Annotated in this window: 27 protein-coding genes; all 27 read right to left on the bottom strand. The window is 62.4% G+C overall.

Annotation, left to right across the window (positions count from 1 at the left end):
* Positions 1–72: 72 nt before the first annotated feature.
* The 27 genes from rplO to rpoB all read right to left on the bottom strand — a co-directional run bounded on the left by rplO (position 73) and on the right by rpoB (position 23,011).
* The gene (gene rplO, locus ABXS05_RS25125) at positions 73–552 is read right to left on the bottom strand and encodes a 50S ribosomal protein L15 (protein WP_068292112.1); all 480 of its coding nucleotides are present in this window, start codon (positions 550–552) and stop codon (positions 73–75) included.
* Between the two features lie 12 nt (positions 553–564).
* Entirely contained in the window at positions 565–756 is a 192-nt protein-coding gene (rpmD, locus tag ABXS05_RS25120; protein ID WP_311934456.1) for a 50S ribosomal protein L30, read from the bottom strand.
* A 16-nt stretch (positions 757–772) separates the two neighbouring features.
* Positions 773–1,330: a 30S ribosomal protein S5 gene (gene rpsE / locus ABXS05_RS25115; RefSeq protein ID WP_068292104.1), complete on the bottom strand. Its 558-nt coding sequence runs from the start codon at positions 1,328–1,330 to the stop codon at positions 773–775.
* 12 nt (positions 1,331–1,342) lie between these two features.
* On the bottom strand, positions 1,343–1,705 hold the full coding sequence (gene rplR / locus ABXS05_RS25110) for a 50S ribosomal protein L18 (protein ID WP_149254721.1): 363 nt from the start codon (positions 1,703–1,705) through the stop codon (positions 1,343–1,345).
* Between the two features lie 12 nt (positions 1,706–1,717).
* The gene (rplF, locus tag ABXS05_RS25105) at positions 1,718–2,251 is read right to left on the bottom strand and encodes a 50S ribosomal protein L6 (protein WP_311934455.1); all 534 of its coding nucleotides are present in this window, start codon (positions 2,249–2,251) and stop codon (positions 1,718–1,720) included.
* 17 nt (positions 2,252–2,268) lie between these two features.
* A complete protein-coding gene (gene rpsH, locus ABXS05_RS25100; RefSeq protein WP_311934454.1) occupies positions 2,269–2,667 on the bottom strand; it encodes a 30S ribosomal protein S8 in 399 nt (132 codons plus the stop codon).
* 12 nt (positions 2,668–2,679) lie between these two features.
* Positions 2,680–2,985 (bottom strand): 30S ribosomal protein S14, encoded by a 306-nt coding sequence (rpsN, locus tag ABXS05_RS25095; protein WP_311934453.1) that lies wholly within the window; start codon positions 2,983–2,985, stop codon positions 2,680–2,682.
* 42 nt (positions 2,986–3,027) lie between these two features.
* A complete protein-coding gene (rplE, locus tag ABXS05_RS25090; RefSeq protein WP_311934452.1) occupies positions 3,028–3,615 on the bottom strand; it encodes a 50S ribosomal protein L5 in 588 nt (195 codons plus the stop codon).
* Positions 3,608–3,925 (bottom strand): 50S ribosomal protein L24, encoded by a 318-nt coding sequence (gene rplX / locus ABXS05_RS25085; RefSeq protein ID WP_149254718.1) that lies wholly within the window; start codon positions 3,923–3,925, stop codon positions 3,608–3,610. Before rplX ends, rplE begins: the two co-directional genes overlap by 8 nt.
* 1 nt (position 3,926) lies before the next feature.
* A complete protein-coding gene (gene rplN / locus ABXS05_RS25080) occupies positions 3,927–4,295 on the bottom strand; it encodes a 50S ribosomal protein L14 (RefSeq protein WP_311934483.1) in 369 nt (122 codons plus the stop codon).
* Positions 4,296–4,632: 337 nt separating this feature from the next.
* Positions 4,633–4,884: a 30S ribosomal protein S17 gene (gene rpsQ / locus ABXS05_RS25075; RefSeq protein ID WP_105862627.1), complete on the bottom strand. Its 252-nt coding sequence runs from the start codon at positions 4,882–4,884 to the stop codon at positions 4,633–4,635.
* Positions 4,885–4,895: 11 nt separating this feature from the next.
* Positions 4,896–5,099, bottom strand: a complete 204-nt coding sequence (rpmC, locus tag ABXS05_RS25070) for a 50S ribosomal protein L29 (protein WP_068292078.1) — start codon at positions 5,097–5,099, stop codon at positions 4,896–4,898.
* A gap of 10 nt (positions 5,100–5,109) precedes the next feature.
* Positions 5,110–5,523: a 50S ribosomal protein L16 gene (gene rplP / locus ABXS05_RS25065; RefSeq protein ID WP_311934451.1), complete on the bottom strand. Its 414-nt coding sequence runs from the start codon at positions 5,521–5,523 to the stop codon at positions 5,110–5,112.
* A 30-nt stretch (positions 5,524–5,553) separates the two neighbouring features.
* Positions 5,554–6,264 (bottom strand): 30S ribosomal protein S3, encoded by a 711-nt coding sequence (gene rpsC, locus ABXS05_RS25060; protein WP_311934450.1) that lies wholly within the window; start codon positions 6,262–6,264, stop codon positions 5,554–5,556.
* A 10-nt stretch (positions 6,265–6,274) separates the two neighbouring features.
* Positions 6,275–6,655, bottom strand: coding sequence for a 50S ribosomal protein L22 (gene rplV / locus ABXS05_RS25055; RefSeq protein WP_068292065.1), 381 nt, complete (start codon positions 6,653–6,655; stop codon positions 6,275–6,277).
* A 3-nt stretch (positions 6,656–6,658) separates the two neighbouring features.
* Positions 6,659–6,937 carry a 30S ribosomal protein S19 gene (gene rpsS / locus ABXS05_RS25050; RefSeq protein ID WP_068292063.1) on the bottom strand — a complete coding sequence of 93 codons (279 nt, stop codon included), beginning with the start codon at positions 6,935–6,937 and terminating at the stop codon, positions 6,659–6,661.
* 11 nt (positions 6,938–6,948) lie between these two features.
* Positions 6,949–7,782, bottom strand: coding sequence for a 50S ribosomal protein L2 (gene rplB / locus ABXS05_RS25045; protein ID WP_311934449.1), 834 nt, complete (start codon positions 7,780–7,782; stop codon positions 6,949–6,951).
* 28 nt (positions 7,783–7,810) lie between these two features.
* On the bottom strand, positions 7,811–8,107 hold the full coding sequence (locus ABXS05_RS25040) for a 50S ribosomal protein L23 (protein ID WP_068292055.1): 297 nt from the start codon (positions 8,105–8,107) through the stop codon (positions 7,811–7,813).
* Positions 8,104–8,724, bottom strand: a complete 621-nt coding sequence (rplD, locus tag ABXS05_RS25035) for a 50S ribosomal protein L4 (RefSeq protein WP_068292053.1) — start codon at positions 8,722–8,724, stop codon at positions 8,104–8,106. The genes ABXS05_RS25040 and rplD overlap by 4 nt, the downstream gene beginning before the upstream one ends.
* Before the next feature lie 10 nt (positions 8,725–8,734).
* The gene (gene rplC, locus ABXS05_RS25030; protein WP_068292051.1) at positions 8,735–9,439 is read right to left on the bottom strand and encodes a 50S ribosomal protein L3; all 705 of its coding nucleotides are present in this window, start codon (positions 9,437–9,439) and stop codon (positions 8,735–8,737) included.
* A 31-nt stretch (positions 9,440–9,470) separates the two neighbouring features.
* Complete coding sequence (gene rpsJ / locus ABXS05_RS25025; protein ID WP_068292049.1) at positions 9,471–9,779, bottom strand: 30S ribosomal protein S10; 309 nt, start codon at positions 9,777–9,779, stop codon at positions 9,471–9,473.
* A 68-nt stretch (positions 9,780–9,847) separates the two neighbouring features.
* The gene (tuf, locus tag ABXS05_RS25020; protein WP_311934448.1) at positions 9,848–11,038 is read right to left on the bottom strand and encodes an elongation factor Tu; all 1,191 of its coding nucleotides are present in this window, start codon (positions 11,036–11,038) and stop codon (positions 9,848–9,850) included.
* 54 nt (positions 11,039–11,092) lie between these two features.
* Positions 11,093–13,168: an elongation factor G gene (gene fusA / locus ABXS05_RS25015; RefSeq protein WP_311934447.1), complete on the bottom strand. Its 2,076-nt coding sequence runs from the start codon at positions 13,166–13,168 to the stop codon at positions 11,093–11,095.
* Between the two features lie 28 nt (positions 13,169–13,196).
* Positions 13,197–13,667 (bottom strand): 30S ribosomal protein S7, encoded by a 471-nt coding sequence (gene rpsG / locus ABXS05_RS25010; protein ID WP_068299564.1) that lies wholly within the window; start codon positions 13,665–13,667, stop codon positions 13,197–13,199.
* A 14-nt stretch (positions 13,668–13,681) separates the two neighbouring features.
* Positions 13,682–14,053, bottom strand: a complete 372-nt coding sequence (gene rpsL, locus ABXS05_RS25005; RefSeq protein WP_068299562.1) for a 30S ribosomal protein S12 — start codon at positions 14,051–14,053, stop codon at positions 13,682–13,684.
* 482 nt (positions 14,054–14,535) lie between these two features.
* Positions 14,536–18,738: a DNA-directed RNA polymerase subunit beta' gene (rpoC, locus tag ABXS05_RS25000; RefSeq protein ID WP_367625742.1), complete on the bottom strand. Its 4,203-nt coding sequence runs from the start codon at positions 18,736–18,738 to the stop codon at positions 14,536–14,538.
* A 151-nt stretch (positions 18,739–18,889) separates the two neighbouring features.
* Entirely contained in the window at positions 18,890–23,011 is a 4,122-nt protein-coding gene (rpoB, locus tag ABXS05_RS24995) for a DNA-directed RNA polymerase subunit beta (RefSeq protein WP_311934445.1), read from the bottom strand.
* Positions 23,012–23,169 lie beyond the last annotated feature (158 nt).

The raw sequence follows: 23,169 nt of genomic DNA, 5'->3' as shown, positions 1-23,169 counted from the left end.
TGCTCCGCCGTGTCGAAAGCGCGCCAAAAAAGGTGCGGCCCGCCAGACGAGGCGAGCCGCTCTCATATAGGATCAGGCTTCCGCCTTTGCCACAGCCTTCAGCACCTTGACGGAACCACCGGCCTTTTCGACCGCGGCCACGGCGCTCTTGGTCGCACCGGCGACCTCGAAGGCGAGCTTGGCCTTGATCTCGCCGCGGCCGAGCAGGCGAACGCCATCCAGGACGCGACGGATCACGCCAGCCTGCACCAGGGCTTCGGCGGTGACCGGAGCCTTGGCGTCGAGCTTGCCGGCGTCGACGGCGACCTGGATACGGTCGAGGTTCACCTCGGCGAAGTCCAGGGCGAAGATGTTGTTGAAGCCACGCTTGGGCAGGCGGCGATGCAGCGGCATCTGACCACCTTCGAAGCCCTTGATGGCGACGCCGGTGCGCGAGGTCTGACCCTTGACGCCACGGCCGCCGGTCTTGCCCTTGCCAGAGCCGATACCGCGTCCGACGCGGATACGAGCCTTGGTAGCGCCTTCATTGTCGCGAAGATCGTTGAGTTTCATCGTCGCGTCTCCTTACTCGGCCTCGACCACGCGGACGAGGTGGCCGAGCTTGGCGATCATGCCACGCACGGCCGGCGTATCTTCCAGCGTGCTCCTGCGGCGGATCTTGTTGAGGCCCAGGCCGACGAGGGTCGCGCGCTGGTCCGAGGTACGGCGGATCGGGCTACCGATCTGCTCGACCGTAACGGTCTTGGTCTTAGCCATTGCTCATCCCCTCCGATCAGTCCGTCGACTCGGCGTCGATGCCCTGACGGCGGCTCTGGATCTGCGACACCTTGAGGCTGCGGCGCGCCGCGACCGAACGCGGGCTGTCCTCATGCTTCAGGGCGTCGAAAGTGGCGCGCACCAGGTTGTAGGGGTTGGACGACCCCAGCGACTTGGCGACGACGTCATGCATGCCGAGCGATTCGAACACGGCGCGCATCGGGCCACCGGCGATGATGCCGGTACCGGCCGGAGCGGCGCGCAGGATGACCTTGCCGGCGCCATGACGACCATTGACGTCATGATGCAGGGTGCGGCCCTCGCGCAGCGACACGCGCACCAGACCACGCTTGGCCTGGTCGGTCGCCTTGCGGATGGCTTCCGGCACTTCGCGAGCCTTGCCATGGCCGTAGCCGACACGGCCCTTCTGGTCACCGACGACGACGAGCGCCGCAAAACCGAAGCGCTTGCCGCCCTTCACCACCTTGGCAACGCGGTTGATGTGGACAAGGCGGTCCACGAACTCGCTGTCGCGCTCTTCGCGCTGACGATCACGTTCACGTTCACGAGCCATAGAATCCGTTCCTTAGAAGTTGAGGCCGCTTTCGCGGGCCGCATCAGCGAGCGCCTTGACGCGCCCGTGGAAGATGTAGCCGCCGCGATCGAAAAAGACGTCCTTGACGCCCTTGGCAACCGCACGCTCGCCAAGGAGCTTGCCGATTACCTTCGCGGCCTCGATGTCGGCGCCCGTCTTCAAGCTGCCGCGCAGGTCCTTTTCGAGGGTCGATGCGGAAACCAGCGTATTGCCGTTCGCATCGTCGATGACCTGAGCGTAGATGTGCTTGGAAGAGCGGAAAACCGAGAGGCGCGGCCGTCCGTTCGCCACCGAGCGCAGCTGCCGGCGGACACGCGCCTTGCGGCGCTCAAGAGCTTGCCTTGCATTTGCCATGGATTGGCTCCGTTACTTCTTCTTGCCTTCCTTGCGGAAGATGAATTCGCCAGCATACTTGACGCCCTTGCCCTTATAGGGTTCGGGACCACGATATTCGCGGATCTCAGCCGCGACCTGGCCGACCTTCTGCTTGTCGATACCCGACACGACGATTTCCGTCGGCTTGGGCGTCACCACGGTGATGCCTTCCGGGATCGGATAATCGACGTCGTGCGAATAGCCGAGCGACAGCTTGACGACCTTGCCGGCAACGGCGGCCTTGTAGCCGACGCCGTTGATTTCGAGACGCTTCTCGAAGCCCTGCGTCACGCCGACCAGGATGTTGGACACCATGGTGCGCGACATGCCCCACTGGGAGCGAGCGGCCTTGGAATCGTCCTTCGGGTCGACCTTGAACGCACCGTCCTTGAACTCGACCGAGATGAGGTCGGGGATGGTGAAGAAAAGTTCGCCCTTGGGGCCCTTGGCCTTGACGGTCTGACCGTCCAGGCTGGCGGTGACGCCAGCAGGAACAGCAACCGGCTTCTTACCGATACGAGACATTCTAACTCTCCCCCGGCTCAGAACACGGTGCAGATCACTTCGCCACCGACGTTGGATTCACGAGCCTGATGATCGGCCATGACACCACGCGGGGTCGAAACGATGGACACGCCCAGTCCGTTGGCGACGCGCGGAATGTCCTTGACGGACACATAGACGCGGCGGCCGGGCTTAGAGACGCGGGCGATCTCGCGGATCACCGGTGCGCCATCATAATATTTCAACTGAATCTCGAACTCGCTGCGGCCGTTGCCGAAATCGGTAACGGTGTAGGTGCGGATATAGCCTTCCGCCTGCAGCACATCGAGAACGCGAGCACGCTGGCCGGAACCAGGCGTGGTCACGCTGGTCTTGCGGCGCATCTGCGCGTTACGGATACGGGTCAGCATATCGCCGACAGGATCATTGATCGCCATGACGATATCTCCTCACCAGCTCGACTTCACGAGGCCGGGAACCAGCCCCCTGGAACCGAGTTCGCGCAAAGCAATACGCGACATCTTCAGCTTGCGGTAAACGGCGCGCGGACGGCCGGTCACTTCGCAACGGTTGCGCACGCGCTCCTTGGCGGAGTTGCGCGGCAGTTCCGAGAGCTTCAGACGAGCGGTGAAGCGCTCTTCCATCGACAACGACTCATCGTTCGCGATGGCCTTCAAGCGGGAGCGCCGGCCAGCATACTGCTTGGCGAGCTTCTCGCGACGCTTGTTCTTCTCAATCGAACTTTTCTTAGCCATGTAGGTCTCCAACGTTCCGCGTTTGAGGGCGGATCAACCGCCTCACTGCCGGAAGGGGAAGTTCATCAACTTCAGAAGCGCACGCGCTTCTTCATCGGTCTTGGCCGTGGTGCAGACGACGATGTCCATACCCCAAACCTGATCGACCTTGTCGTAGTTGATCTCGGGGAACACGATGTGCTCCTTGAAGCCCATGGCATAGTTGCCACGGCCATCGAAGCTCTTCGGGTTGAGGCCACGGAAGTCACGCACGCGCGGCAGCGCGATCGTCACCAGGCGATCGAAGAACTCATACATGCGGGTCTTGCGAAGGGTGACCTTCGCGCCGATCGGCATGTTCTCACGCACCTTGAACTGCGAGATCGCCTTGCGAGCCCGCGTGATCACCGGCTTCTGACCCGCGATCAAAGCGAGATCGGCAGCCGCAACGGTGACCTTCTTGGTGTCGGCGGTGGCTTCGCCCACGCCCATGTTCAGCACGATCTTGGTGATCGTGGGGACTTCCATCGGGTTCTTGTAGCCGAACTGCTTGATCAGCTCGGGACGAACCACGTCATTGTAATAGGCCTTCAGACGCGGCGAATAGGCATCGCCATTCGCGGTCTCGGCGGTGGCTGGGGACTTAGCCATCGATCTGCTCTCCCGAACGCTTGGCGACGCGAACCTTCTTGCCGCCATCGAGAACCTTGAAACCGACGCGGGTCGGCTTGCCATCCTTGGGATCGGCAATGGCGACGTTCGACAGGTGGATCGGCGCTTCCTTCGAGATCACGCCGCCTTCCTGGCTCGCCGTCTGGCGCTGATGGCGACGCACGACGTTCACGCCGCGGATGATCGCGCGGTTCTCTTCCGGGAAAACCTGGATCACTTCACCGACACGGCCCTTGGACCGGCCGGTCATGACGACGACCTTGTCGCCCTTCTTGATCTTGGCGGCCATGTTACAACACCTCCGGAGCCAGAGAGATGATCTTCATGTGGTTCTTGGCGCGCAGCTCGCGCGGAACCGGCCCGAAGATGCGGGTGCCGATCGGCTCTTTCTGATTGTTGATCAGCACGGCCGCGTTGCGGTCGAAGCGGATCACCGAACCGTCGGCACGACGGATGTCCTTGGCCGTACGCACGACCACGGCCTTCATCACATCGCCCTTCTTGACGCGCCCGCGCGGAATGGCTTCCTTGATCGAAACGACAATGACGTCGCCGACGGAAGCATATTTCCGCTTCGAGCCGCCCAAAACCTTGATGCACATCACGCGTCGGGCACCAGAATTGTCCGCGACGTCGAGATTCGATTGCATCTGAATCATGACGTACCCTCTTATTCTTCGCAGGCTGGTATCCGCACGCAGCGGACCCGGCCCAACCTCGGGTTTGGCAGCAGGGTCGAAACCCAACCGCCGTGAAGCTCGCTGCCTGCTCGGCTTTGAGCCCACTTCGCCAGCCTCGCGGCCGGCAAATCATTAACAAGCACGAAAGCGCGGCCAAGGCGGTGGAGAGCTCCACCCCTTTCGCCAACGCTCCAGGAAAGCCGGTCTTCTAGCGATTCCTTCGGCCAATCACAAGCACAAAGCCGGCTTCCGCCGGCTTTTATTTTTACCGTGTCGGCTCGAAGGCGCTGGAACGCCTCCCTGCCCTGCCAGACGATCAGGCCTTGGCTGCTTCCGCCGCCTGGTCGACGACGACCCAGCGCTTCAGCTTCGACATCGGGCGGCCTTCTTCGATCCACACGACATCACCGACCTTGTGGCCGTTGCTCTCGTCATGAGCATGGTAGTTCTTGGTGCGACGCACCGTCTTCTTCAGCAGCGGATGGGTGAAGCGACGCTCCACCTTCACCACAATCGTCTTGTCGTTCTTGTCAGAGACGACGACGCCTTGCAGGACGCGCTTGGGCATGAATTATCTCCTCAAGCCTTGGCTTTGGTCGCGGCCTTCTGGCTCTGAACCGTCTTGATCTTGGCGATGGTGCGGCGAACCTTGCGCACCTCGGCCGTGTTTTCGAGCTGACCCGTGGCCTTCTGGAAGCGCATGTTGAACTGCGACTTCTTTTGCTTGGCGAGTTCATCGGCAAGCTGGTCGTCGGACAGCACCTTGATGTCTTGAATCTTCATGGTGTTTTCCTCACTCAGCGATGCGCTGCACGATACGGGTCCTGATCGGCAGCTTGGCGGCACCGAGCGTCAGGGCGGAACGAGCGATATCCTCGCTCACACCGTCGAGTTCGAACATGATGCGGCCCGGCTTGACACGCGCGACCCAATGGTCGGGCGCGCCCTTGCCCTTACCCATGCGCACTTCAGCCGGCTTTGCCGAAACCGGCACGTCCGGGAACATGCGGATCCACACCCGGCCCTGGCGCTTCATTTCGCGGGTGATGGCACGACGAGCGGCCTCGATCTGTCGCGCGGTGATACGTTCGGGCTCCAGAGCCTTGAGGCCGAACTGGCCGAAGTTCAGGAGCGCGCCCGAGGAGGCCACACCGTGAATGCGGCCCTTGAACTGCTTACGGAATTTGGTGCGCTTGGGTTGCAACATGGTTCTATTCTCTCAACTCCCGCGAGCCGCTCACGCAGCTTCGTTACGGGGGCGCGAAGACGAACGGCCGGTGTCGGCCTCCGCCAGGCGCTTGTCCTGGGCCATCGGATCGTGCTCGAGGATTTCACCCTTGAAGATCCAGACCTTGATGCCGCACGTACCGAAGGTGGTGAAAGCCGTAGCCGTACCGTAATCGACATCGGCGCGCAGCGTATGCAGCGGCACGCGACCTTCGCGATACCACTCCAGACGAGCGATTTCGGCGCCACCCAGACGGCCCGAGCAATTGATACGAATGCCTTCCGCACCCAGACGCATAGCCGACTGCACGGCCCGCTTCATGGCGCGGCGGAACGCCACGCGGCGCTCGAGCTGCTGGGCGATGGAGTCGGCAACCAGGGTCGCATCCACTTCCGGCTTGCGCACTTCAACGATGTTGATGTGCACTTCCGAAGAGGTGAGCTTCGACACGGCCTTCTTCAGCTTGTCGATGTCGGCGCCCTTCTTGCCGATCACGATACCCGGACGAGCCGAGTAGATCGTGACGCGGCACTTCTTGTGCGGACGCTCGATGACGATGCGCGACACGGCTGCCTGCTTCAGGAGCTTCATCAGCGCCTGGCGGATCGCAATGTCCTCGTGCAGCAACTTGCCATATTCGCCCTTGTTGGCGAACCAGCGGGAATCCCAGGTCCGGTTGATGCCCAGACGCAGGCCGATCGGATTAACTTTCTGTCCCATCGCTTGCTCCTTACGCCTTGGCTTCGACCTGGCGGACGACGACCGTCAGGTTGGAGAAGGGCTTCTCGATGCGCCCTGCCCGGCCGCGGGCGCGGGCATGGAAACGCTTGATGACAAAAGCCTTGCCGACATAGGCTTCGGAGACGATCAGATCGTCCACGTCGAGGCCATGATTGTTCTCGGCATTGGCAATGGCGCTCTGCAGCGTCTTCTTCACGTCGGTGGCGATGCGCTTGCGCGAGAAGGTCAGGTCGGCCAGAGCCGAGTCCACCTTCTTGCCGCGGATCAGGGACGCGACGAGATTGAGCTTCTGCGGCGAAACGCGCAGCATGCGCGCAACCGCCTTCGCTTCATTGTCAGGCAGGGCCCGTTCGGACTTCGGCTTGCCCATGACTTACTTCCTCTTCGACTTCTTGTCCGCCGCGTGACCATAGAAGGTCCGGGTCGGAGCAAACTCGCCGAGCTTCATGCCAACCATGTCTTCGGTCACCTGCACCGGGACATGCTTCTGGCCGTTGTAGACGCCAAAAGTCACGCCGATGAAGTGCGGCAGGATGGTGGAGCGACGGCTCCAGGTCTTGATGACCTCGCTGCGGCCGGAGCCGCGCGCGGCATCCGCCTTTTTCAGGAGGTACCCGTCGACAAACGGGCCTTTCCAGACTGAGCGGGACACGGGTGGTCTCCTTACTTCTTCTTAGCGTGACGGGACGAGACGATGAACTTGTTCGTCGCCTTGTTCGAACGCGTCTTCTTGCCCTTGGTCGGCTTGCCCCAGGGCGTGACAGGGTGACGGCCACCCGAGGTACGGCCTTCGCCGCCACCATGGGGATGGTCGATCGGGTTCATGGCGACACCGCGGACGGACGGCTTCACGCCGAGCCAGCGCGAACGACCCGCCTTACCCAGCGAGATGTTCATGTGGTCCGGGTTCGACACCGCGCCAACCGTGGCGAAGCAGCTCGACAGAACCAGACGCTGCTCGCCCGAATTGAGGCGCAGGATGACATAGGCGCCATCACGGCCGGCGATCTGGGCATAGCTGCCCGCAGAACGCGCAACCGAACCGCCACGGCCGAGCTTGAGCTCGACATTGTGGACGATGGTACCCACCGGCATCGCCGACATCGGCATGGCATTGCCCGGCTTCACGTCGGCCGAAGCAGCGGCGATCACCTTATCGCCGACAGCCAGACGCTGCGGAGCCAGGATGTAGGCCTTGTCGCCATCAGTGTAGTCAATCAGCGCAATGAACGCGGTGCGGTTGGGATCGTACTCGATCCGCTCGACCGTGCCCTCGACATCGAGCTTGCGACGCTTGAAGTCGATGATGCGGTAGGCGCGCTTGTGCCCGCCCGACTTGCGGAACGAGGTGATGCGGCCCGTATTGTTGCGGCCACCCGACTTGGTCAGGCCCTCGGTCAAGGTCTTGACCGGAGCGCCCTTGTAGAGGGCGGAACGGTCGACCAGCACGAGCTGGCGCAGGCCCGGCGTAACCGGCTTGTATTTCCTGAGAGCCATTGGTCTCTCTCCCTTTCCGGCCCGCGCCTCAGAGGCCCGTCGTCACGTCGATCGTGTGGCCTTCGGCCAGAGTCACGATCGCGCGCTTGACATCGCTCTGAGTGCCCAGAATGCCCTTGAAACGCTTGGTCTTGCCTTTGCGGACGAGCGTGTTGACACCCGTCACCTTGACATTGAACAGCTTTTCAACGGCGGCTTTGATCTGCGGCTTGGTCGCATCCGGGGAAACCCGGAACACCACCTGGTTATGTTCCGACTGAGCGGTCGCCTTCTCGGTGATCACCGGCGACACAATCACGTCGTAATGCCTGACATCGGTGCTCATTTGAAGCGCGCCTCCAGCGCATCGACGGCCGCCTTGGTCAGCACGAGGCTGTCACGGCGGAGAATGTCGTAGACGTTGATGCCCTGGACCGGCAGCACATCCACGTTGGGAATGTTGCGGGCAGCCAGTGCGAAGTTCTGGTCGAGCTCGGCGCCGTCGATGATCAGCACATTGGCCAGACCACGCTTGCCGAAGGTTTCCTTCAGCGCCTTGGTCTTGATCACTTCGGCGACGGCCTTGTCGACGATGATGAGCTGCTGCGTCTTCGCCTTGGACGAAAGCGCATGCTTGAGGCCAAGGGCGCGGACCTTCTTGGGCAGGTCGTGGGCATGGGAGCGCACGACCGGACCGAAGGCGCGGCCACCGCCACGGAACTGCGGAGCCGAGGCTGCACCGTGACGAGCACCACCGGTGCCCTTCTGCTTGTACAGCTTCTTCTTGGTCCGGTTGATTTCGGACCGGCCCAGCGTCTTGTGCGTACCGGCCTGGCGCTTGGCCAGCTGCCAGCGCACGACGCGCTGCAGGATGTCGGCGCGCGGTTCGAGACCGAAGATCTCGTCAGACAGCGTGACCGAACCGGCTTCGGAGCCTTCGAGAGTGGTAATTGCGAGTTTCATCGGCTCCTCCTCACTCGCCGGCCGCTGCAGCAGCAGCTTCGGGCAAGCGGAATGCGCCGGGCTTCGGCGCTGCTTCCGGCAGCTGCTTCTTCACGGCGTCGCGCACCAGGATCCAGCCGCCCTTGGCGCCGGGAACGGCACCCTCGACCAGGATCAGGCCACGCTCGACGTCGGTGCGTACGACCTTGAGGTTCAAGGTGGTGATGCGCTCGTCACCCATGTGACCCGCCATCTTCTTGCCGGCGAAAGTCTTGCCCGGATCCTGGCGCTGACCGGTCGAACCATGGGCACGATGCGTGATCGAGTTACCGTGGCTGGCGCGGTGGCCGGCGAAGTTCCAGCGCTTCATCGAACCGGCAAAACCTTTGCCGATCGACGTGCCCGTGACATCGACGAACTGGCCGGGGACGAAGTGGTCCGCCGTGATCGTCGCGCCGACGGGAATCAGGTCGGCTTCCGGCACGCGGAATTCGACGACCTTACGCTTGGGCTCCACGTTGGCAACAGCGAAGTGGCCGCGCTGCGCCTTGGTCGTGTTCTTGACCTTGGCGAGGCCGGCACCGAGCTGAAGCGCGGTATAGCCGTTCTTATCGTTGGTCCTGTGAGCGACGACCTGGCAATCGTCGAGACGGAGAACCGTGACCGGGACATGCTCGCCAGCGTCGTTATAGACGCGGCTCATGCCGATCTTCTGTGCAATGACACCAGAACGCATGGCGTTCGTTCCTAAGCCTAGAGGAGCCTGATCAGAGCTTGATCTCGACGTCCACGCCTGCGGCGAGGTCGAGCTTCATGAGCGCGTCCACGGTCTGCGGGGTGGGGTCTACGATGTCGAGCAGGCGCTTATGGGTGCGCATCTCGAACTGCTCACGCGATTTCTTGTCCACGTGTGGCGAGCGGTTCACCGTGTACTTTTCGATCCGCGTTGGCAGCGGGATCGGTCCGCGGACGGCGGCGCCAGTGCGCTTGGCCGTCGATACGATCTCGCGGGTCGACGTATCGAGGATACGATGGTCGAACGCCTTGAGACGGATGCGGATGTTCTGGCCGTTCATTGCCCTGACTCCGAAAATTAAATGGCGCGCCGAGTGGCGGCGCGCCGTAAGACGCGCTTTGAAAGCTCTTATTCGATGATGGCGGCGACGACGCCGGCGCCGACGGTACGACCGCCTTCACGGATGGCGAAGCGCAGCTTCTCTTCCATGGCGATCGGCACGATCAGATTGACTTCCATGGCGATGTTGTCGCCCGGCATCACCATCTCCGTGCCTTCCGGCAGCGTCACCACGCCCGTCACGTCCGTCGTGCGGAAGTAGAACTGCGGACGGTAGTTGCCGAAGAACGGCGTATGACGGCCACCCTCTTCCTTGGTCAGGATGTAGGCTTCGGCCTTGAACTTGGTGTGCGGCTTCACGGAGCCGGGCTTGCACAGCACCTGGCCGCGCTCCACGTCCTCACGCTTGGTGCCGCGCAGCAGCGCGCCGATGTTGTCGCCGGCCTGGCCCTGGTCGAGCAGCTTGCGGAACATCTCGACGCCGGTGACGGTCGTCTTCTGGGTGGCGCGGATGCCGACGATCTCGACTTCCTCGCCGACCTTGACGATGCCGCGCTCGACACGGCCGGTCACCACGGTGCCGCGGCCCGAGATCGAGAACACGTCTTCGACCGGCATCAGGAAGGGCTGGTCGATCGGACGCTCGGGCTGCGGGATGTACTCGTCAACCGTCTGCATCAGGGCCAGGATGGCGTCATGGCCGATGGCCTTGTCGCCATTGTCCAGCGCAACCTTGGCCGAACCCTTGGTGATCGGAATGTCGTCGCCGGGGAACTCGTACTTCGACAGAAGCTCGCGAACTTCCATCTCGACCAGCTCGAGCAGTTCCGGATCGTCGACAAGGTCGACCTTGTTCAGGAACACCACCAGCGCGGGAACGCCGACCTGGCGGGCCAGGAGGATGTGCTCGCGGGTCTGCGGCATCGGGCCGTCGGCGGCCGACACGACCAGGATCGCGCCATCCATCTGCGCCGCACCCGTGATCATGTTCTTCACGTAGTCGGCGTGGCCGGGGCAGTCGACATGAGCATAGTGGCGGTTCTTGGTCTCGTACTCGACGTGCGCCGTCGAGATCGTGATACCGCGGGCCTTCTCTTCCGGAGCCTTGTCGATCTGGTCATACGCCGTGAACGTCGCACCGCCCGTCTCGGCAAGAACCTTCGTGATCGCCGCAGTCAGCGACGTCTTGCCATGGTCAACGTGACCAATCGTGCCGATGTTGCAGTGCGGCTTATTGCGTTCAAATTTCTCTTTGGCCATCGGGGCCTCCTTCACCTGTCGCCGAAACGGCGGATGAAACTCAAATCAAGGGGATCAGGCGTACTTCGCCTGGATTTCAGCAGCGACGTTGGACGGCGCCTGTTCGTAATGATCGAACTGCATCGTGTAGCTGGCGCGGCCCTGGGTGAAGGAACGCAGCTGGTTGACGTAGCCGAACATGTTCATGAGCGGAACCATGGCGTTCACGACATTCGCGTTGCCGCGCATATCCTGACCCTGGATCTGTCCACGCCGGGAGTTGAGATCGCCGATGACCGAGCCGGTGTATTCTTCCGGAGTCACGACCTCGACCTTCATGATCGGCTCGAGCAGAACCGAACCACCCTTCTGCAGGGCTTCACGGAAGGCCGCACGCGAAGCGATTTCGAAGGCCAGGGCCGACGAGTCGACTTCGTGGAAGGCACCGTCGATCAGCGTCACCTTGACGTCGACGACCGGGAAGCCGGCAACGATGCCCGCACCCAGAACCGAATTGAGGCCCTTTTCGACGCCCGGGATGTATTCCTTGGGCACCGAGCCGCCAATGATCTTCGACTCGAACTCGAAGCCCTTGCCGGGCTCGTTCGGCTCGACGACGAACTTGACGCGAGCGAACTGGCCGGTACCGCCGGTCTGCTTCTTGTGGGTGTAGTCGATCTCGGCCCGCTTGGTGATCTTCTCGCGGAAGGCCACCTGCGGCGCGCCGACATTGACCTCGACCTTGTGGGTACGACGCAGGATGTCGACCTTGATGTCGAGATGCAGTTCGCCCATGCCCTTGATGATGGTCTGGCCGGATTCCTGATCGGTCGACACGCGGAAGGACGGATCCTCCGAAGCGAGCTTGATCAGCGCCAGCGCCATCTTTTCCTGGTCGGCCTTGGTCTTGGGCTCGATCGCCATCTCGATGACCGGCTCAGGGAATTCCATGCGCTCCAGGATGACCGGATGCGCGGGATCGCACAGCGTGTCGCCGGTGCGGGTATCCTTGAGGCCGACCAGGGCGACGATGTCGCCGGCATAGGCTTCAGCGATTTCTTCGCGGTTGTTGGCGTGCATGAGCACCATGCGGCCAACGCGCTCGCTCTTCTCACGGCTCGAATTGAGCAGCGAAACGCCCTTCTCGAGCTTGCCCGAATAGATGCGGCAGAAGGTCAGGACGCCATACTGGTCGTCCATGATCTTGAAGCCAAGGAGCGAAAGCGGCTCGGCGTCCGAGGACTTGCGCTCGACTTCTTCTTCGGTCTTGGGGTCGATGCCCTTGATGGCGGGCACGTCCACCGGCGACGGCAGATAGTCGACCACTGCATCAAGAAGCGTCTGCACGCCCTTGTTCTTGAAGGCAGAACCAGCAAGCACGGGATAGAAGGCGCCGGTGAGGACGGCCTTGCGGATCAGGCGCTTCAGGGTTGCTTCGTCCGGCTCCTGGCCGTCGAAGAAGGCGGCGAGAGCGTCGTCATCGAGTTCCACAGCAGCTTCGATGAGCATGTTGCGGTACTCGTTGGCCTTCTCGACCATGTCTTCCGGGATCGGCAGGTTGGCGTCGAATTCGGCGCCCAGCGATTCACCCGACCAGATCACGGCCTTCATGCGAACGAGATCGATGATGCCCTTGAAGTTCGACTCCGAGCCGATCGGCAACTGAATGGCGATCGGCTTGGCGCCGAGGCGCTTCACGATGTCGTCGAGGCACTTGTAGAAGTCAGCGCCCGTCTTATCCATCTTGTTGGCGAAGACGATACGCGGAACCTTGTACTTGTCACCCTGGCGCCAGACAGTCTCGGTCTGAGGCTCGACGCCCTGGTTGGAGTCGAGCACGCAGACGGCACCGTCAAGCACGCGCAGCGAGCGTTCGACTTCGATGGTGAAGTCGACGTGGCCGGGGGTGTCGATGATGTTCAGGCGCTTGCCAGCCCACAGAGCGGTCGTCGCGGCGGACGTGATCGTGATGCCGCGCTCCTGCTCCTGGGTCATGAAGTCCATCGTGGCGGCGCCGTCATGGACTTCGCCGATCTTGTGGGACTTACCGGTGTAGTAAAGGATCCGCTCGGTCGTCGTGGTCTTACCGGCGTCGATGTGCGCCATAATACCAAAATTGCGGTAGTCCTCGATCGCGTGCGTACGGGCCATCGTGTGATCCTCGATCCTGCTTCCAGCCTTACCAGCGGTAATGCGAGAAGGCGCGGTTGGCCTCGGCCATCCGGTGCGTGTCTTCGCGTTTCTTCACGGCGTTGCCGCGGTTGTTGGAGGCGTCGAGCAGCTCGCCCGACAGCTTCTCTTCCATGGTCTTCTCGTTGCGGTTGCGGGCCGCGCTGAGGATCCAACGGATGGCGAGAGCCTGGCGGCGCTCCGGACGAACTTCGACCGGGACCTGATAGGTCGCACCACCGACGCGGCGGGAGCGAACTTCGATCGCCGGAGCGACATTCGACAAGGCCGTCTGGAACACCGTGATCGGGCTCTGCTTGGCCTTGGCTTCGATGGTGTCGAAAGCGTCATAGACGATCTTTTCGGCAACCGACTTCTTGCCATCATACATGATGGCATTCATGAACTTGGTCACGACGAGATCACCGAACTTCGGATCCGGAATGATCTCACGCTTTTCTGCACGATGGCGACGGGACATGGTGAAATCTTCCCTTACTTCGGACGCTTCGCGCCGTACTTCGAACGGCGCTGCTTACGGTTCTTGACACCCTGGGTATCGAGGACACCGCGGAGAATGTGATAGCGGACGCCGGGCAAGTCCTTCACGCGGCCGCCGCGGATCATGACCACGGAATGCTCCTGAAGGTTATGGCCTTCGCCGGGGATGTAGCCGATGACCTCGAAGCCATTGGTGAGACGCACCTTGGCAACCTTACGCAAAGCCGAGTTCGGCTTCTTCGGGGTCGTCGTATACACACGAGTGCACACACCGCGCTTCTGCGGGCATGCTTCCAGGTGGCGCGCCTTCTCGCGATACACTTTCGGTTCGCGCGGCTTGCGGATCAGCTGGCTAATGGTTGGCATCGTTCGCCCTTCAACATCGATTAGTACGCCCTTACGAACGCACTGCTTTGCCCTGCGTGAACAACCACGCAAAACGAAACCGCGCCAGCTTCCCTTTTAGGGGATGCAAGCGCGACACCCACAGAGGATCGCAACGCAGGGCGCAACGATCATGACCGGAACTGTGTCTGGTAGTCCGGAGGCAGCGTTTAAGAACTCAGTTCCGCGTCTTGTCGACTGCAGGAACAATACGTCTTACGGCCCGCCCTGAAAGTGAGGTGGTCTTTAACTGCCGACTCGCCTCCCGTCAAGCACGAAGCGTGTCAAAATCGGCAATAAATGCGGTTTCCGAGCCGATCGGAGCTTCTGCATAGCCCCTTTGCCGTTTTGCATGGCTTGGAGCCCGAGAGGCTCCCCTTCCCCACCACGAGCGCGGCTCGATGAAAGACGAAAGGGCGGCCCTCGCGAGCCGCCCTTCCATTCAACCATTCGGTTGAATTTTCTTACTCTGCCGCGGGCAGAGCCACCACTTCGGCTTCGCCGGCCGGAGCTGCGGGAACGCCGGCCTCGGCCTGCTTCTGCTGCAGGATGAGGTCGTCGCGGCGCTTGGCGATCTCGCGGACCCGCGCGATCTGGGCACCGGTGCCGGCCGGGATGAGACGGCCGACGATGACGTTCTCCTTGAGGCCCTCCAGCGTGTCCGACTTGCCGTTGACGGCAGCTTCGGTGAGCACGCGGGTGGTCTCCTGGAACGAGGCCGCCGAGATGAACGAACGCGTCTGCAGCGAGGCCTTGGTGATGCCGAGCAGCACCGGATGGCCGACCGCAGGCTTGCGGCCTTCTTCGACGGCCTTGATGTTGGCCTCTTCGAACTCGATGCGATCGACCTGCTCGCTGGGCAGGAACTCGGTCTCACCGGCATCGGTGATCTCGATCTTCTGCAGCATCTGCCGGACGATCACTTCGATGTGCTTGTCGTTAATCTGCACGCCCTGCAGGCGGTAGACTTCCTGGATTTCGTTAACCAGGTAGGCCGCCAGTTCCTCGACGCCCTTGACCGCCAGAATATCGTGCGGAGCCGGGTTGCCGTCGACGATGAAGTCACCCTTCTCGACGACGTCGCCGTCCTGGAGATGGATGTGCTTGCCCTTCGGGATCAGATATTCGACCGGCTCCTGATCAGCCTCATGCGGCTGGATCACGAGACGACGCTTGTTCTTGTAGTCACGGCCGAACTGGATCGTACCGGTGATCTCGGCGATGATCGCCGCATCCTTCGGACGACGGGCCTCGAACAGCTCGGCCACGCGCGGCAGACCGCCCGTGATGTCGCGGGTCTTGGCGCTTTCCAGCGGCACGCGGGCGATGACATCGCCAGCATTCACCTTCGAGCCGGGATCGACCGAGATGACGGATTCGGCCGCCAGGAAGTAACGGGCGTCACCGCCACGCGACAGCTTGGCGATCTTGCCGTCGGCACCCTTGATCACCAGGGCCGGACGCAGGTCCGCCGAGCGGCTGGACGTCCGCCAGTCGGAGACGACGCGCTTGGTGATGCCGGTCGATTCGTCGGCACTCTCATTGACCGAGATGCCGTCGACCAGATCCTCGTAGCCGATCACGCCGTCGAGTTCGGTGATCACCGGGCGGGTATAGGGATCCCACTCGGCGATGCGCTGGCCGCGCTTGATCTTGTCGCCATCGTCCACCTTGATGCGTGCACCATAGGGGACGCGGTTGACCGAGCGCTCCGTGCCGTCATGGTCGAGGACCACGACTGCCAGGTTGCGGGCCATGGCGATCAGTTCGCCTTCCGAATTGCGCACGACGTTGCGGTTACGGATCTTGACCGTGCCCTCGAAGGTCGACTCGATGTTCGACTGCTCGTTGATCTGCGCCGCGCCGCCGATGTGGAAGGTACGCATGGTGAGCTGCGTGCCCGGTTCACCGATCGACTGCGCCGCAATGACGCCGACGGCCTCGCCCATGTTGACCCGCGTGCCGCGTGCCAGGTCGCGACCGTAGCAGGTAGCGCAGACGCCGTTCTTGGTCTCGCAAGTGAGCACCGAACGGATCTTGATCTCCTGCAGGCCCGAAGCAGCGATCAGATCGACAGCCTTTTCGTCGATCATCTCGCCCATCGGCACGATGACGGTGCCAGTCGAGGGGTCGGTGATGTTCTCGGCCGCGGTACGGCCGAGGACGCGCACACCGAGCGAAGCCACGACCTGGCCGGCATCGACGATCGCACGCACACCGATGCCGCCTTCCGAGCCGCAATCGATCTCGGTGATGATCGAGTCCTGGGCGACGTCGACGAGACGACGGGTCAGATAACCCGAGTTCGCCGTCTTCAAGGCGGTGTCGGCCAGACCCTTACGGGCGCCGTGGGTCGAGTTGAAGTACTCGAGCACGGTCAGGCCTTCCTTGAAGTTCGAGATGATCGGCGTCTCGATGATCTCGCCCGACGGCTTGGCCATCAGGCCACGCATCGCACCGAGCTGACGCATCTGAGCGGGCGAACCACGAGCCGAGGAGTGTGCCATCATGTAGATGGAGTTGATCGGCTTGTCGCGGCCGCTGTCGTCCTTCTTCACGGCCGAAATGCGGTCCATCATCTCCTTGGCGAGACGATCGGCGCACTTGGCCCAGGCGTCGACGACCTTGTTGTACTTTTCGCCCTGGGTGATCAGGCCGTCATTGTACTGCTGCTCGTAGTCCTTCGCCAAAGCGTCGGTCTCGGCCACGATCTTCCACTTGTTCTCCGGCACGACGATGTCGTCCTTGCCGAAGGAGATACCCGCCTTGAAAGCGTTGGAGAAGCCGAGCGTCATGATGCGGTCGCAGAAGATGACCGCTTCCTTCTGACCCACGTTACGGTAGACGACGTCGATGAGGGCGGAGATCGCCTTCTTCGTCATCAGGTTGTTGGCGGCGTCGAAGGGAATCTTCGGATTCTTCGGCAGCAGCTCTGCAAGCTTCACGCGACCGGGCGTGGTGTCGTAGATCTTGGCGACCTCGTTGCCTTCGGCATCGATGCCCTTCCAGCGCCACTTGATCTTGGAGTGGAGCGTGACGACCTTGTTGTCGAGCGCATGGTCGAGCTCGCCGATATTGCCGAACACCATGCCCTGCCCGGGCTCGCCATCCGACATCAGCGTCACGTAATAGAGACCCAGCACGACGTCCTGCGACGGCACGATGATCGGCTGACCGTTGGCCGGATGCAGGATGTTGTTGGTCGACATCATCAGGACGCGCGCTTCCAGCTGCGCTTCGAGCGACAGCGGGACGTGCACGGCCATCTGGTCACCGTCGAAGTCCGCGTTGAAGGCGGTGCAGACCAGCGGATGCAGCTGGATGGCCTTGCCTTCGATCAGCACCGGCTCGAAGGCCTGGATGCCGAGGCGATGCAGCGTCGGAGCGCGGTTGAGCAGCACCGGATGCTCGCGGATGACCTCGTCGAGGATATCCCAGACTTCCGGCTTTTCCTTCTCGACCAGCTTCTTGGCCTGCTTCACGGTCGCGGAAAGCCCCTTGGCGTCGAGACGCGAATAGATGAAGGGCTTGAACAACTCCAGCGCCATCTTCTTGGGCAGGCCGCACTGATGCAGCTTCAGCTCGGGACCGACGACGATCACCGAACGGCCGGAATAGTCGACGCGCTTGCCGAGCAGGTTCTGGCGGAAGCGGCCCTGCTTGCCCTTGAGCATGTCGGACAGCGACTTCAGCGGACGCTTGTTGGCACCCGTGATGACGCGGCCGCGGCGGCCGTTGTCGAAGAGCGCGTCCACAGCTTCCTGCAGCATGCGCTTTTCGTTGCGGATGATGATGTCAGGCGCACGCAGTTCGATCAGCCGCTTCAAACGGTTGTTGCGGTTGATGACGCGGCGATAGAGATCGTTGAGGTCCGAGGTCGCGAAGCGGCCGCCATCCAGCGGCACGAGCGGACGCAGATCCGGCGGGATCACCGGAACGGCGGTCAGGATCATCCATTCGGGCTTGTTGCCGGACTGGATGAAGGCTTCGATGATCTTCAGGCGCTTGGCGAGCTTCTTCGGCTTGAGCTCCGAAGTGGACTCGGCGATCTCGACGCGCAAATCCGCCGCGATCTTCTCCAGATCCATGGCGCGCAGCATCTCACGGATGGCCTCGGCGCCGATCATGGCGGTGAACGAGTCCTCGCCATACTCGTCCTGGGCGCGTGCATACTCGTCCTCGGAGAGGAGCTGACGCTCCTTCAGCGGGGTGAGGCCGGGCTCGATCACGACGTAATATTCGAAGTACAGGATACGCTCGAGATCCTTGAGCGTCATATCCATCAACAGGCCGATGCGGCTCGGCAGCGACTTCAGGAACCAGATGTGGGCGACCGGCGCGGCGAGTTCGATATGGCCCATGCGCTCGCGGCGCACGCGCGACAGCGTAACTTCGACGCCGCACTTCTCGCAGATGACGCCCTTGTACTTCATGCGCTTGTACTTGCCGCACAAGCACTCGTAATCCTTGATCGGTCCGAAGATGCGCGCGCAGAACAAGCCGTCACGCTCGGGCTTGAACGTACGGTAATTGATGGTTTCCGGCTTCTTGATCTCGCCGTAGGACCAGGAAAGGATCTTTTCCGGCGAAGCGATCGAGATCTTGATCTGATCGAAGGTCTGCGGCTGCGCCACCGGATTGAAGAGATTCATGACCTCTTGGTTCATGGCCGTCTCCAGGTTTGCGCTAAGGCGAGGCCAACGCCCCTGCCCGCGCGGATAAAAATGGGGGGCGGGTCTTGCAGCATTCGCTGACAGCAGACCCACCTCATTCGCGGCACGGTCACGGCGGGCCCGAAGGCCCGCCTCCCGGGCAATGTCACTCGGCAGCCTCGGCCGGCGGCAGCATCTGATCGGCGTTGCGCAGGCCGGTGAGCTCGACGTTGAGGCCCAGCGAACGCATTTCCTTGACCAGAACGTTGAACGATTCCGGGATGCCCGCCTCGAAGGTGTCGTCGCCGCGTACGATGGCCTCGTAGACCTTGGTACGGCCGGCCACGTCGTCCGACTTGACGGTGAGCATCTCCTGCAGCGTGTAGGCGGCGCCATAGGCTTCGAGGGCCCACACCTCCATTTCACCGAAGCGCTGGCCGCCGAACTGCGCCTTGCCACCCAGCGGCTGCTGCGTGACCAGCGAGTACGGACCGATCGAACGGGCGTGGATCTTGTCGTCGACCAGATGGTGCAGCTTCAGCATGTAGATGTAGCCGACTGTCACCTTGCGGTCGAAGGGGTTGCCCGTGCGCCCGTCATAGAGCTGGACCTGACCCGAAGCGTCATGGCCCGCCATCTTGAGGAAGTCGACGATGTCGCTTTCCTTGGCGCCGTCGAAGACCGGGGTCGCGATCGGCACGCCGCGGCGAAGCGTCGAGGACATGTCGACGAGCTCACGCTCGTCCATGGACTCGATTTCCTCGTTGTTGCCGTAGATGCGGTCGAGCGTATTCTTGAGCTGGCTGGCCCCCTTGCCCTTCTTGTAGGCATCGATGGCCTGGCCGACGAGCTTGCCGAGGCCGGCAGCTGCCCAACCCATATGGGTTTCGAGAATCTGACCGACATTCATGCGGCTCGGCACGCCGAGCGGGTTGAGCACGATGTCGACCGGCGTGCCATCCTCGAGGAAGGGCATGTCTTCGATCGGCATGATGCGCGAAACCACGCCCTTGTTGCCGTGACGGCCGGCCATCTTGTCGCCCGGCTGGATCTTGCGCTTCACGGCGACGAAGACCTTGACCATCTTCATCACGCCGGGCGGCAGTTCGTCGCCACGCTGCAGCTTCTCGACCTTGTCCAGGAAGCGCTGTTCGAGGCGCTTCTTGGATTCGTCGTACTGCTTGCGCATGGCCTCGACTTCGCTCATCAGCGCGTCGTCGGCCACGGCGAAGTTCCACCACTGCGAGCGCGGATACTCCTGCATCACGTCGGCAGTGAGCACCGTCTCCTTCTTGAAGCCCTTCGGCCCGCCGATCGCCGCCTTGCCTTCCAGCATCTCGACGAGACGCTGGTAGACGTTGCGGTCGAGGATCGCCTGCTCGTCGTCGCGGTCCTTGGCCAGACGCTCGATCTCCTCGCGCTCGATCGCCTGGGCGCGCTCGTCCTTGTCGACGCCGTGGCGGTTGAACACGCGCACTTCGACGATGGTGCCGGTAACGCCCGGGGGCACGCGCAGCGAGGTATCGCGCACGTCGGAGGCCTTTTCGCCGAAGATGGCGCGCAGGAGCTTTTCTTCCGGCGTCATCGGGCTCTCGCCCTTCGGCGTGATCTTGCCGACCAGGATGTCGCCAGCCTGCACCTCGGCACCGATATAGACGATACCGGCTTCGTCCAGGTTCTTCAGCGCTTCTTCCGAGACGTTCGGAATGTCGCGCGTGATTTCTTCCGGACCCAGCTTGGTGTCGCGGGCCATCACTTCGAACTCGTCGATGTGGATCGAGGTGAACACGTCCTCCTTGGCGATGTTCTCGCTGAGCAGGATCGAGTCTTCGAAGTTGTAGCCGTTCCAGGGCATGAAGGCGACGAGGACGTTGCGGCCGAGCGCCAGCTCGCCGAGCTCGGTCGACGGACCGTCGGCGATGATGTCACCCTTCCTGACCACGTCGCCCACGCGCACCAGCGGCTTCTGCGTGATGCAGGTCGACTGGTTGGAGCGCTGGAACTTCATCAGGCGGTAGATGTCGACGCCCGACTGGGTCGGATCGAGATCCGCGGTGGCGCGGATGACGATACGCGTCGCATCGATCTGGTCGACGATGCCGGTGCGGCGGGCGGCAATCGCGGCGCCCGAGTCACGGGCCACCACGCTCTCCATGCCGGTGCCGACGAACGGCGCATCGGCGCGCACCAGCGGCACGGCCTGGCGCTGCATGTTCGCACCCATCAGCGCGCGGTTGGCGTCGTCATTCTCGATGAAGGGAATGAGCGCCGCAGCGACGGAGACGAGCTGCTTGGGCGAGACGTCCATGTAGTCGACGCGGTCGGGCGTGACCATGACGTTTTCGCCGGCATGGCGGCAGACCACGAAATCTTCCGTCAGGCGGCCTTCCTGATCGACCGGGATGTTGGCCTGGGCGACGTAGTACTTGCCCTCTTCCATCGCCGACAGATAGACGACCTCGGGCGTGACCTTGCTGTCGCGGACGCGACGATAGGGCGCCTCGATGAAGCCGTACTTGTTGACGCGCGCAAAGGTCGCCAGCGAGTTGATCAGACCGATGTTCGGGCCTTCCGGCGTCTCGATCGGGCAGATGCGGCCATAATGCGTCGGGTGCACGTCGCGGACTTCGAAGCCGGCACGCTCGCGGGTCAGACCACCCGGGCCAAGTGCCGACAGGCGGCGCTTGTGGGTGATTTCCGACAGCGGGTTGGTCTGATCCATGAACTGCGAGAGCTGCGAGGAACCGAAGAACTCGCGCACGGCGGCAGCCGCCGGCTTGGCGTTGATCAGATCCTGCGGCATCACAGTGTCGACGTCGACCGAGGACATACGCTCCTTGATGGCGCGCTCCATGCGCAGCAGGCCGACGCGATACTGATTTTCCATCAACTCGCCGACCGAGCGCACGCGGCGGTTGCCGAGATGGTCGATGTCGTCGATCTCGCCCTTGCCGTCGCGCAGGTCCACCAGCGTCCTGACCACGGCCAGGATGTCATCCTTGCGCAGCACGCGCACGGTGTCCTCGGCGTCGAGGTCGAGGCGCATGTTCATCTTGACACGGCCGACCGAGGAGAGGTCGTAGCGCTCGGCATCGAAGAACAGCGACTGGAACATCGCCTCAGCGGAGTCGATGGTCGGCGGCTCGCCCGGACGCATCACGCGGTAGATGTCGAACAGCGCCTCTTCGCGCGAGTTGTTCTTGTCGACCGCCAGCGTGTTGCGGATATAGCCGCCCACGGTGACGTGATCGATGTCGAGCACCGGAATCTCGTCGAAGCCCTCGTCGCCGAGCAGCTTGAGGTTCTTCTCGCTGAGCTCATCGCCGGCTTCCAGATAGATCTCGCCGGTGTTCAGATTGACGATGTCCTCGGCGACATAACGGCCGATCAGGTCCTCGTCCGTGACGCGCAGGGCCTTGAGGCCCTTCTCGGCCAGGGCGCGGGCGGAACGCGCCGTCAGCTTCTTGCCGGATTCGACCACGATCTCGCCGGTATCGGCATCGATGAGGTCGGTGGTCGGCTTGACGCCCTTCAGGCGGTTCCAGTCATAGGGGACGCGCCAGCCATCCTTGTCGCGGACATAGGTGATGGAGTTGTAGAAGGTGCGCAGGATGTCCTCGCCGTCCATGCCGAGGGCAAAGAGCAGCGAAGAAACCGGGATCTTGCGGCGACGGTCGATGCGCGCATGCACGATGTCCTTGGCGTCGAACTCGATGTCGAGCCAGGAACCGCGATAGGGAATGATGCGGGCAGCGAACAGGAGCTTGCCCGAGGAATGGGTCTTGCCCTTGTCGTGGTCGAAGAACACGCCCGGCGAACGGTGCATCTGGGAGACGATGACGCGCTCGGTGCCATTGACGATGAAGGTGCCGTTCGAGGTCATGAGCGGCATGTCGCCCATGTAGACGTCCTGCTCCTTGATGTCCTTGACGGAGCGGGCGCCGGTTTCCTCGTCGACATCGAACACGATCAGGCGCAGCGTCACCTTAAGGGGCGCGGCGAAGGTCATGCCGCGCTGGCGGCACTCGTCGACATCATATTTCGGCGCCTCGAATTCGTAACGGACGAATTCGAGCATCGCCTTGTTGGAAAAGTCCGAGATCGGGAAGACCGACTTGAAGACGGTCTGCAATCCCTCATCCGTCCGCCCGCCATCTGGCTCCAAGACCTGGAGAAACTGGTCATAGGAAGCCTTTTGAACCTCGATCAGGTTCGGCATCGTCGCGACTTCGCGGATCTTTCCGAAAAACCGGCGGACGCGCTTGCGGGCATTGGTCGTCTGAGCCATGTGGTCCTCGTCCTTTCAAGCAAGCTCGGCGCCACCGCACCGCTCCTGCAGGCATTGATTGCGCGAGGAAGACGTTCCTTCCTCGCCTGGCACCGTCCCGCTGTCGCAGGCCGACGCTGAAACATCCGGCCGGGACACCCGGCCTTCACCGTTCTCGT

The organism is Labrys neptuniae (assembly GCF_040797145.1).
GTDB classification, from domain to species: Bacteria; Pseudomonadota; Alphaproteobacteria; order Rhizobiales; family Labraceae; genus Labrys; species Labrys neptuniae.
The sequence above is the reverse complement of the archived record's forward strand: the minus strand, read 5'-3'. Positions and strand labels throughout refer to the sequence as shown.

Coding starts and splice junctions, on each gene's coding strand:
- rplO (WP_068292112.1), bottom strand. CDS start 552: ATGAAACTCAACGATCTTCGCGACAATGAAGGCGCTACCAAGGCTCGT.
- rpmD (WP_311934456.1), bottom strand. CDS start 756: ATGGCTAAGACCAAGACCGTTACGGTCGAGCAGATCGGTAGCCCGATC.
- rpsE (WP_068292104.1), bottom strand. CDS start 1,330: ATGGCTCGTGAACGTGAACGTGATCGTCAGCGCGAAGAGCGCGACAGC.
- rplR (WP_149254721.1), bottom strand. CDS start 1,705: ATGGCAAATGCAAGGCAAGCTCTTGAGCGCCGCAAGGCGCGTGTCCGC.
- rplF (WP_311934455.1), bottom strand. CDS start 2,251: ATGTCTCGTATCGGTAAGAAGCCGGTTGCTGTTCCTGCTGGCGTCACC.
- rpsH (WP_311934454.1), bottom strand. CDS start 2,667: ATGGCGATCAATGATCCTGTCGGCGATATGCTGACCCGTATCCGTAAC.
- rpsN (WP_311934453.1), bottom strand. CDS start 2,985: ATGGCTAAGAAAAGTTCGATTGAGAAGAACAAGCGTCGCGAGAAGCTC.
- rplE (WP_311934452.1), bottom strand. CDS start 3,615: ATGGCTAAGTCCCCAGCCACCGCCGAGACCGCGAATGGCGATGCCTAT.
- rplX (WP_149254718.1), bottom strand. CDS start 3,925: ATGGCCGCCAAGATCAAGAAGGGCGACAAGGTCGTCGTCATGACCGGC.
- rplN (WP_311934483.1), bottom strand. CDS start 4,295: ATGATTCAGATGCAATCGAATCTCGACGTCGCGGACAATTCTGGTGCC.
- rpsQ (WP_105862627.1), bottom strand. CDS start 4,884: ATGCCCAAGCGCGTCCTGCAAGGCGTCGTCGTCTCTGACAAGAACGAC.
- rpmC (WP_068292078.1), bottom strand. CDS start 5,099: ATGAAGATTCAAGACATCAAGGTGCTGTCCGACGACCAGCTTGCCGAT.
- rplP (WP_311934451.1), bottom strand. CDS start 5,523: ATGTTGCAACCCAAGCGCACCAAATTCCGTAAGCAGTTCAAGGGCCGC.
- rpsC (WP_311934450.1), bottom strand. CDS start 6,264: ATGGGACAGAAAGTTAATCCGATCGGCCTGCGTCTGGGCATCAACCGG.
- rplV (WP_068292065.1), bottom strand. CDS start 6,655: ATGGGCAAGCCGAAGTCCGAACGGGCCCTGCCTGACAATGAAGCGAAG.
- rplB (WP_311934449.1), bottom strand. CDS start 7,782: ATGGCTCTCAGGAAATACAAGCCGGTTACGCCGGGCCTGCGCCAGCTC.
- ABXS05_RS25040 (WP_068292055.1), bottom strand. CDS start 8,107: ATGAGCACCGATGTCAGGCATTACGACGTGATTGTGTCGCCGGTGATC.
- rplD (WP_068292053.1), bottom strand. CDS start 8,724: ATGAAACTCGCAATTACCACTCTCGAAGGCTCCGAAGCCGGTTCGGTC.
- rplC (WP_068292051.1), bottom strand. CDS start 9,439: ATGCGTTCTGGTGTCATTGCACAGAAGATCGGCATGAGCCGCGTCTAT.
- rpsJ (WP_068292049.1), bottom strand. CDS start 9,779: ATGAACGGCCAGAACATCCGCATCCGTCTCAAGGCGTTCGACCATCGT.
- tuf (WP_311934448.1), bottom strand. CDS start 11,038: ATGGCCAAAGAGAAATTTGAACGCAATAAGCCGCACTGCAACATCGGC.
- fusA (WP_311934447.1), bottom strand. CDS start 13,168: ATGGCCCGTACGCACGCGATCGAGGACTACCGCAATTTTGGTATTATG.
- rpsG (WP_068299564.1), bottom strand. CDS start 13,667: ATGTCCCGTCGCCATCGTGCAGAAAAGCGTGAGATCATTCCGGATCCG.
- rpsL (WP_068299562.1), bottom strand. CDS start 14,053: ATGCCAACCATTAGCCAGCTGATCCGCAAGCCGCGCGAACCGAAAGTG.
- rpoC (WP_367625742.1), bottom strand. CDS start 18,738: ATGAACCAAGAGGTCATGAATCTCTTCAATCCGGTGGCGCAGCCGCAG.
- rpoB (WP_311934445.1), bottom strand. CDS start 23,011: ATGGCTCAGACGACCAATGCCCGCAAGCGCGTCCGCCGGTTTTTCGGA.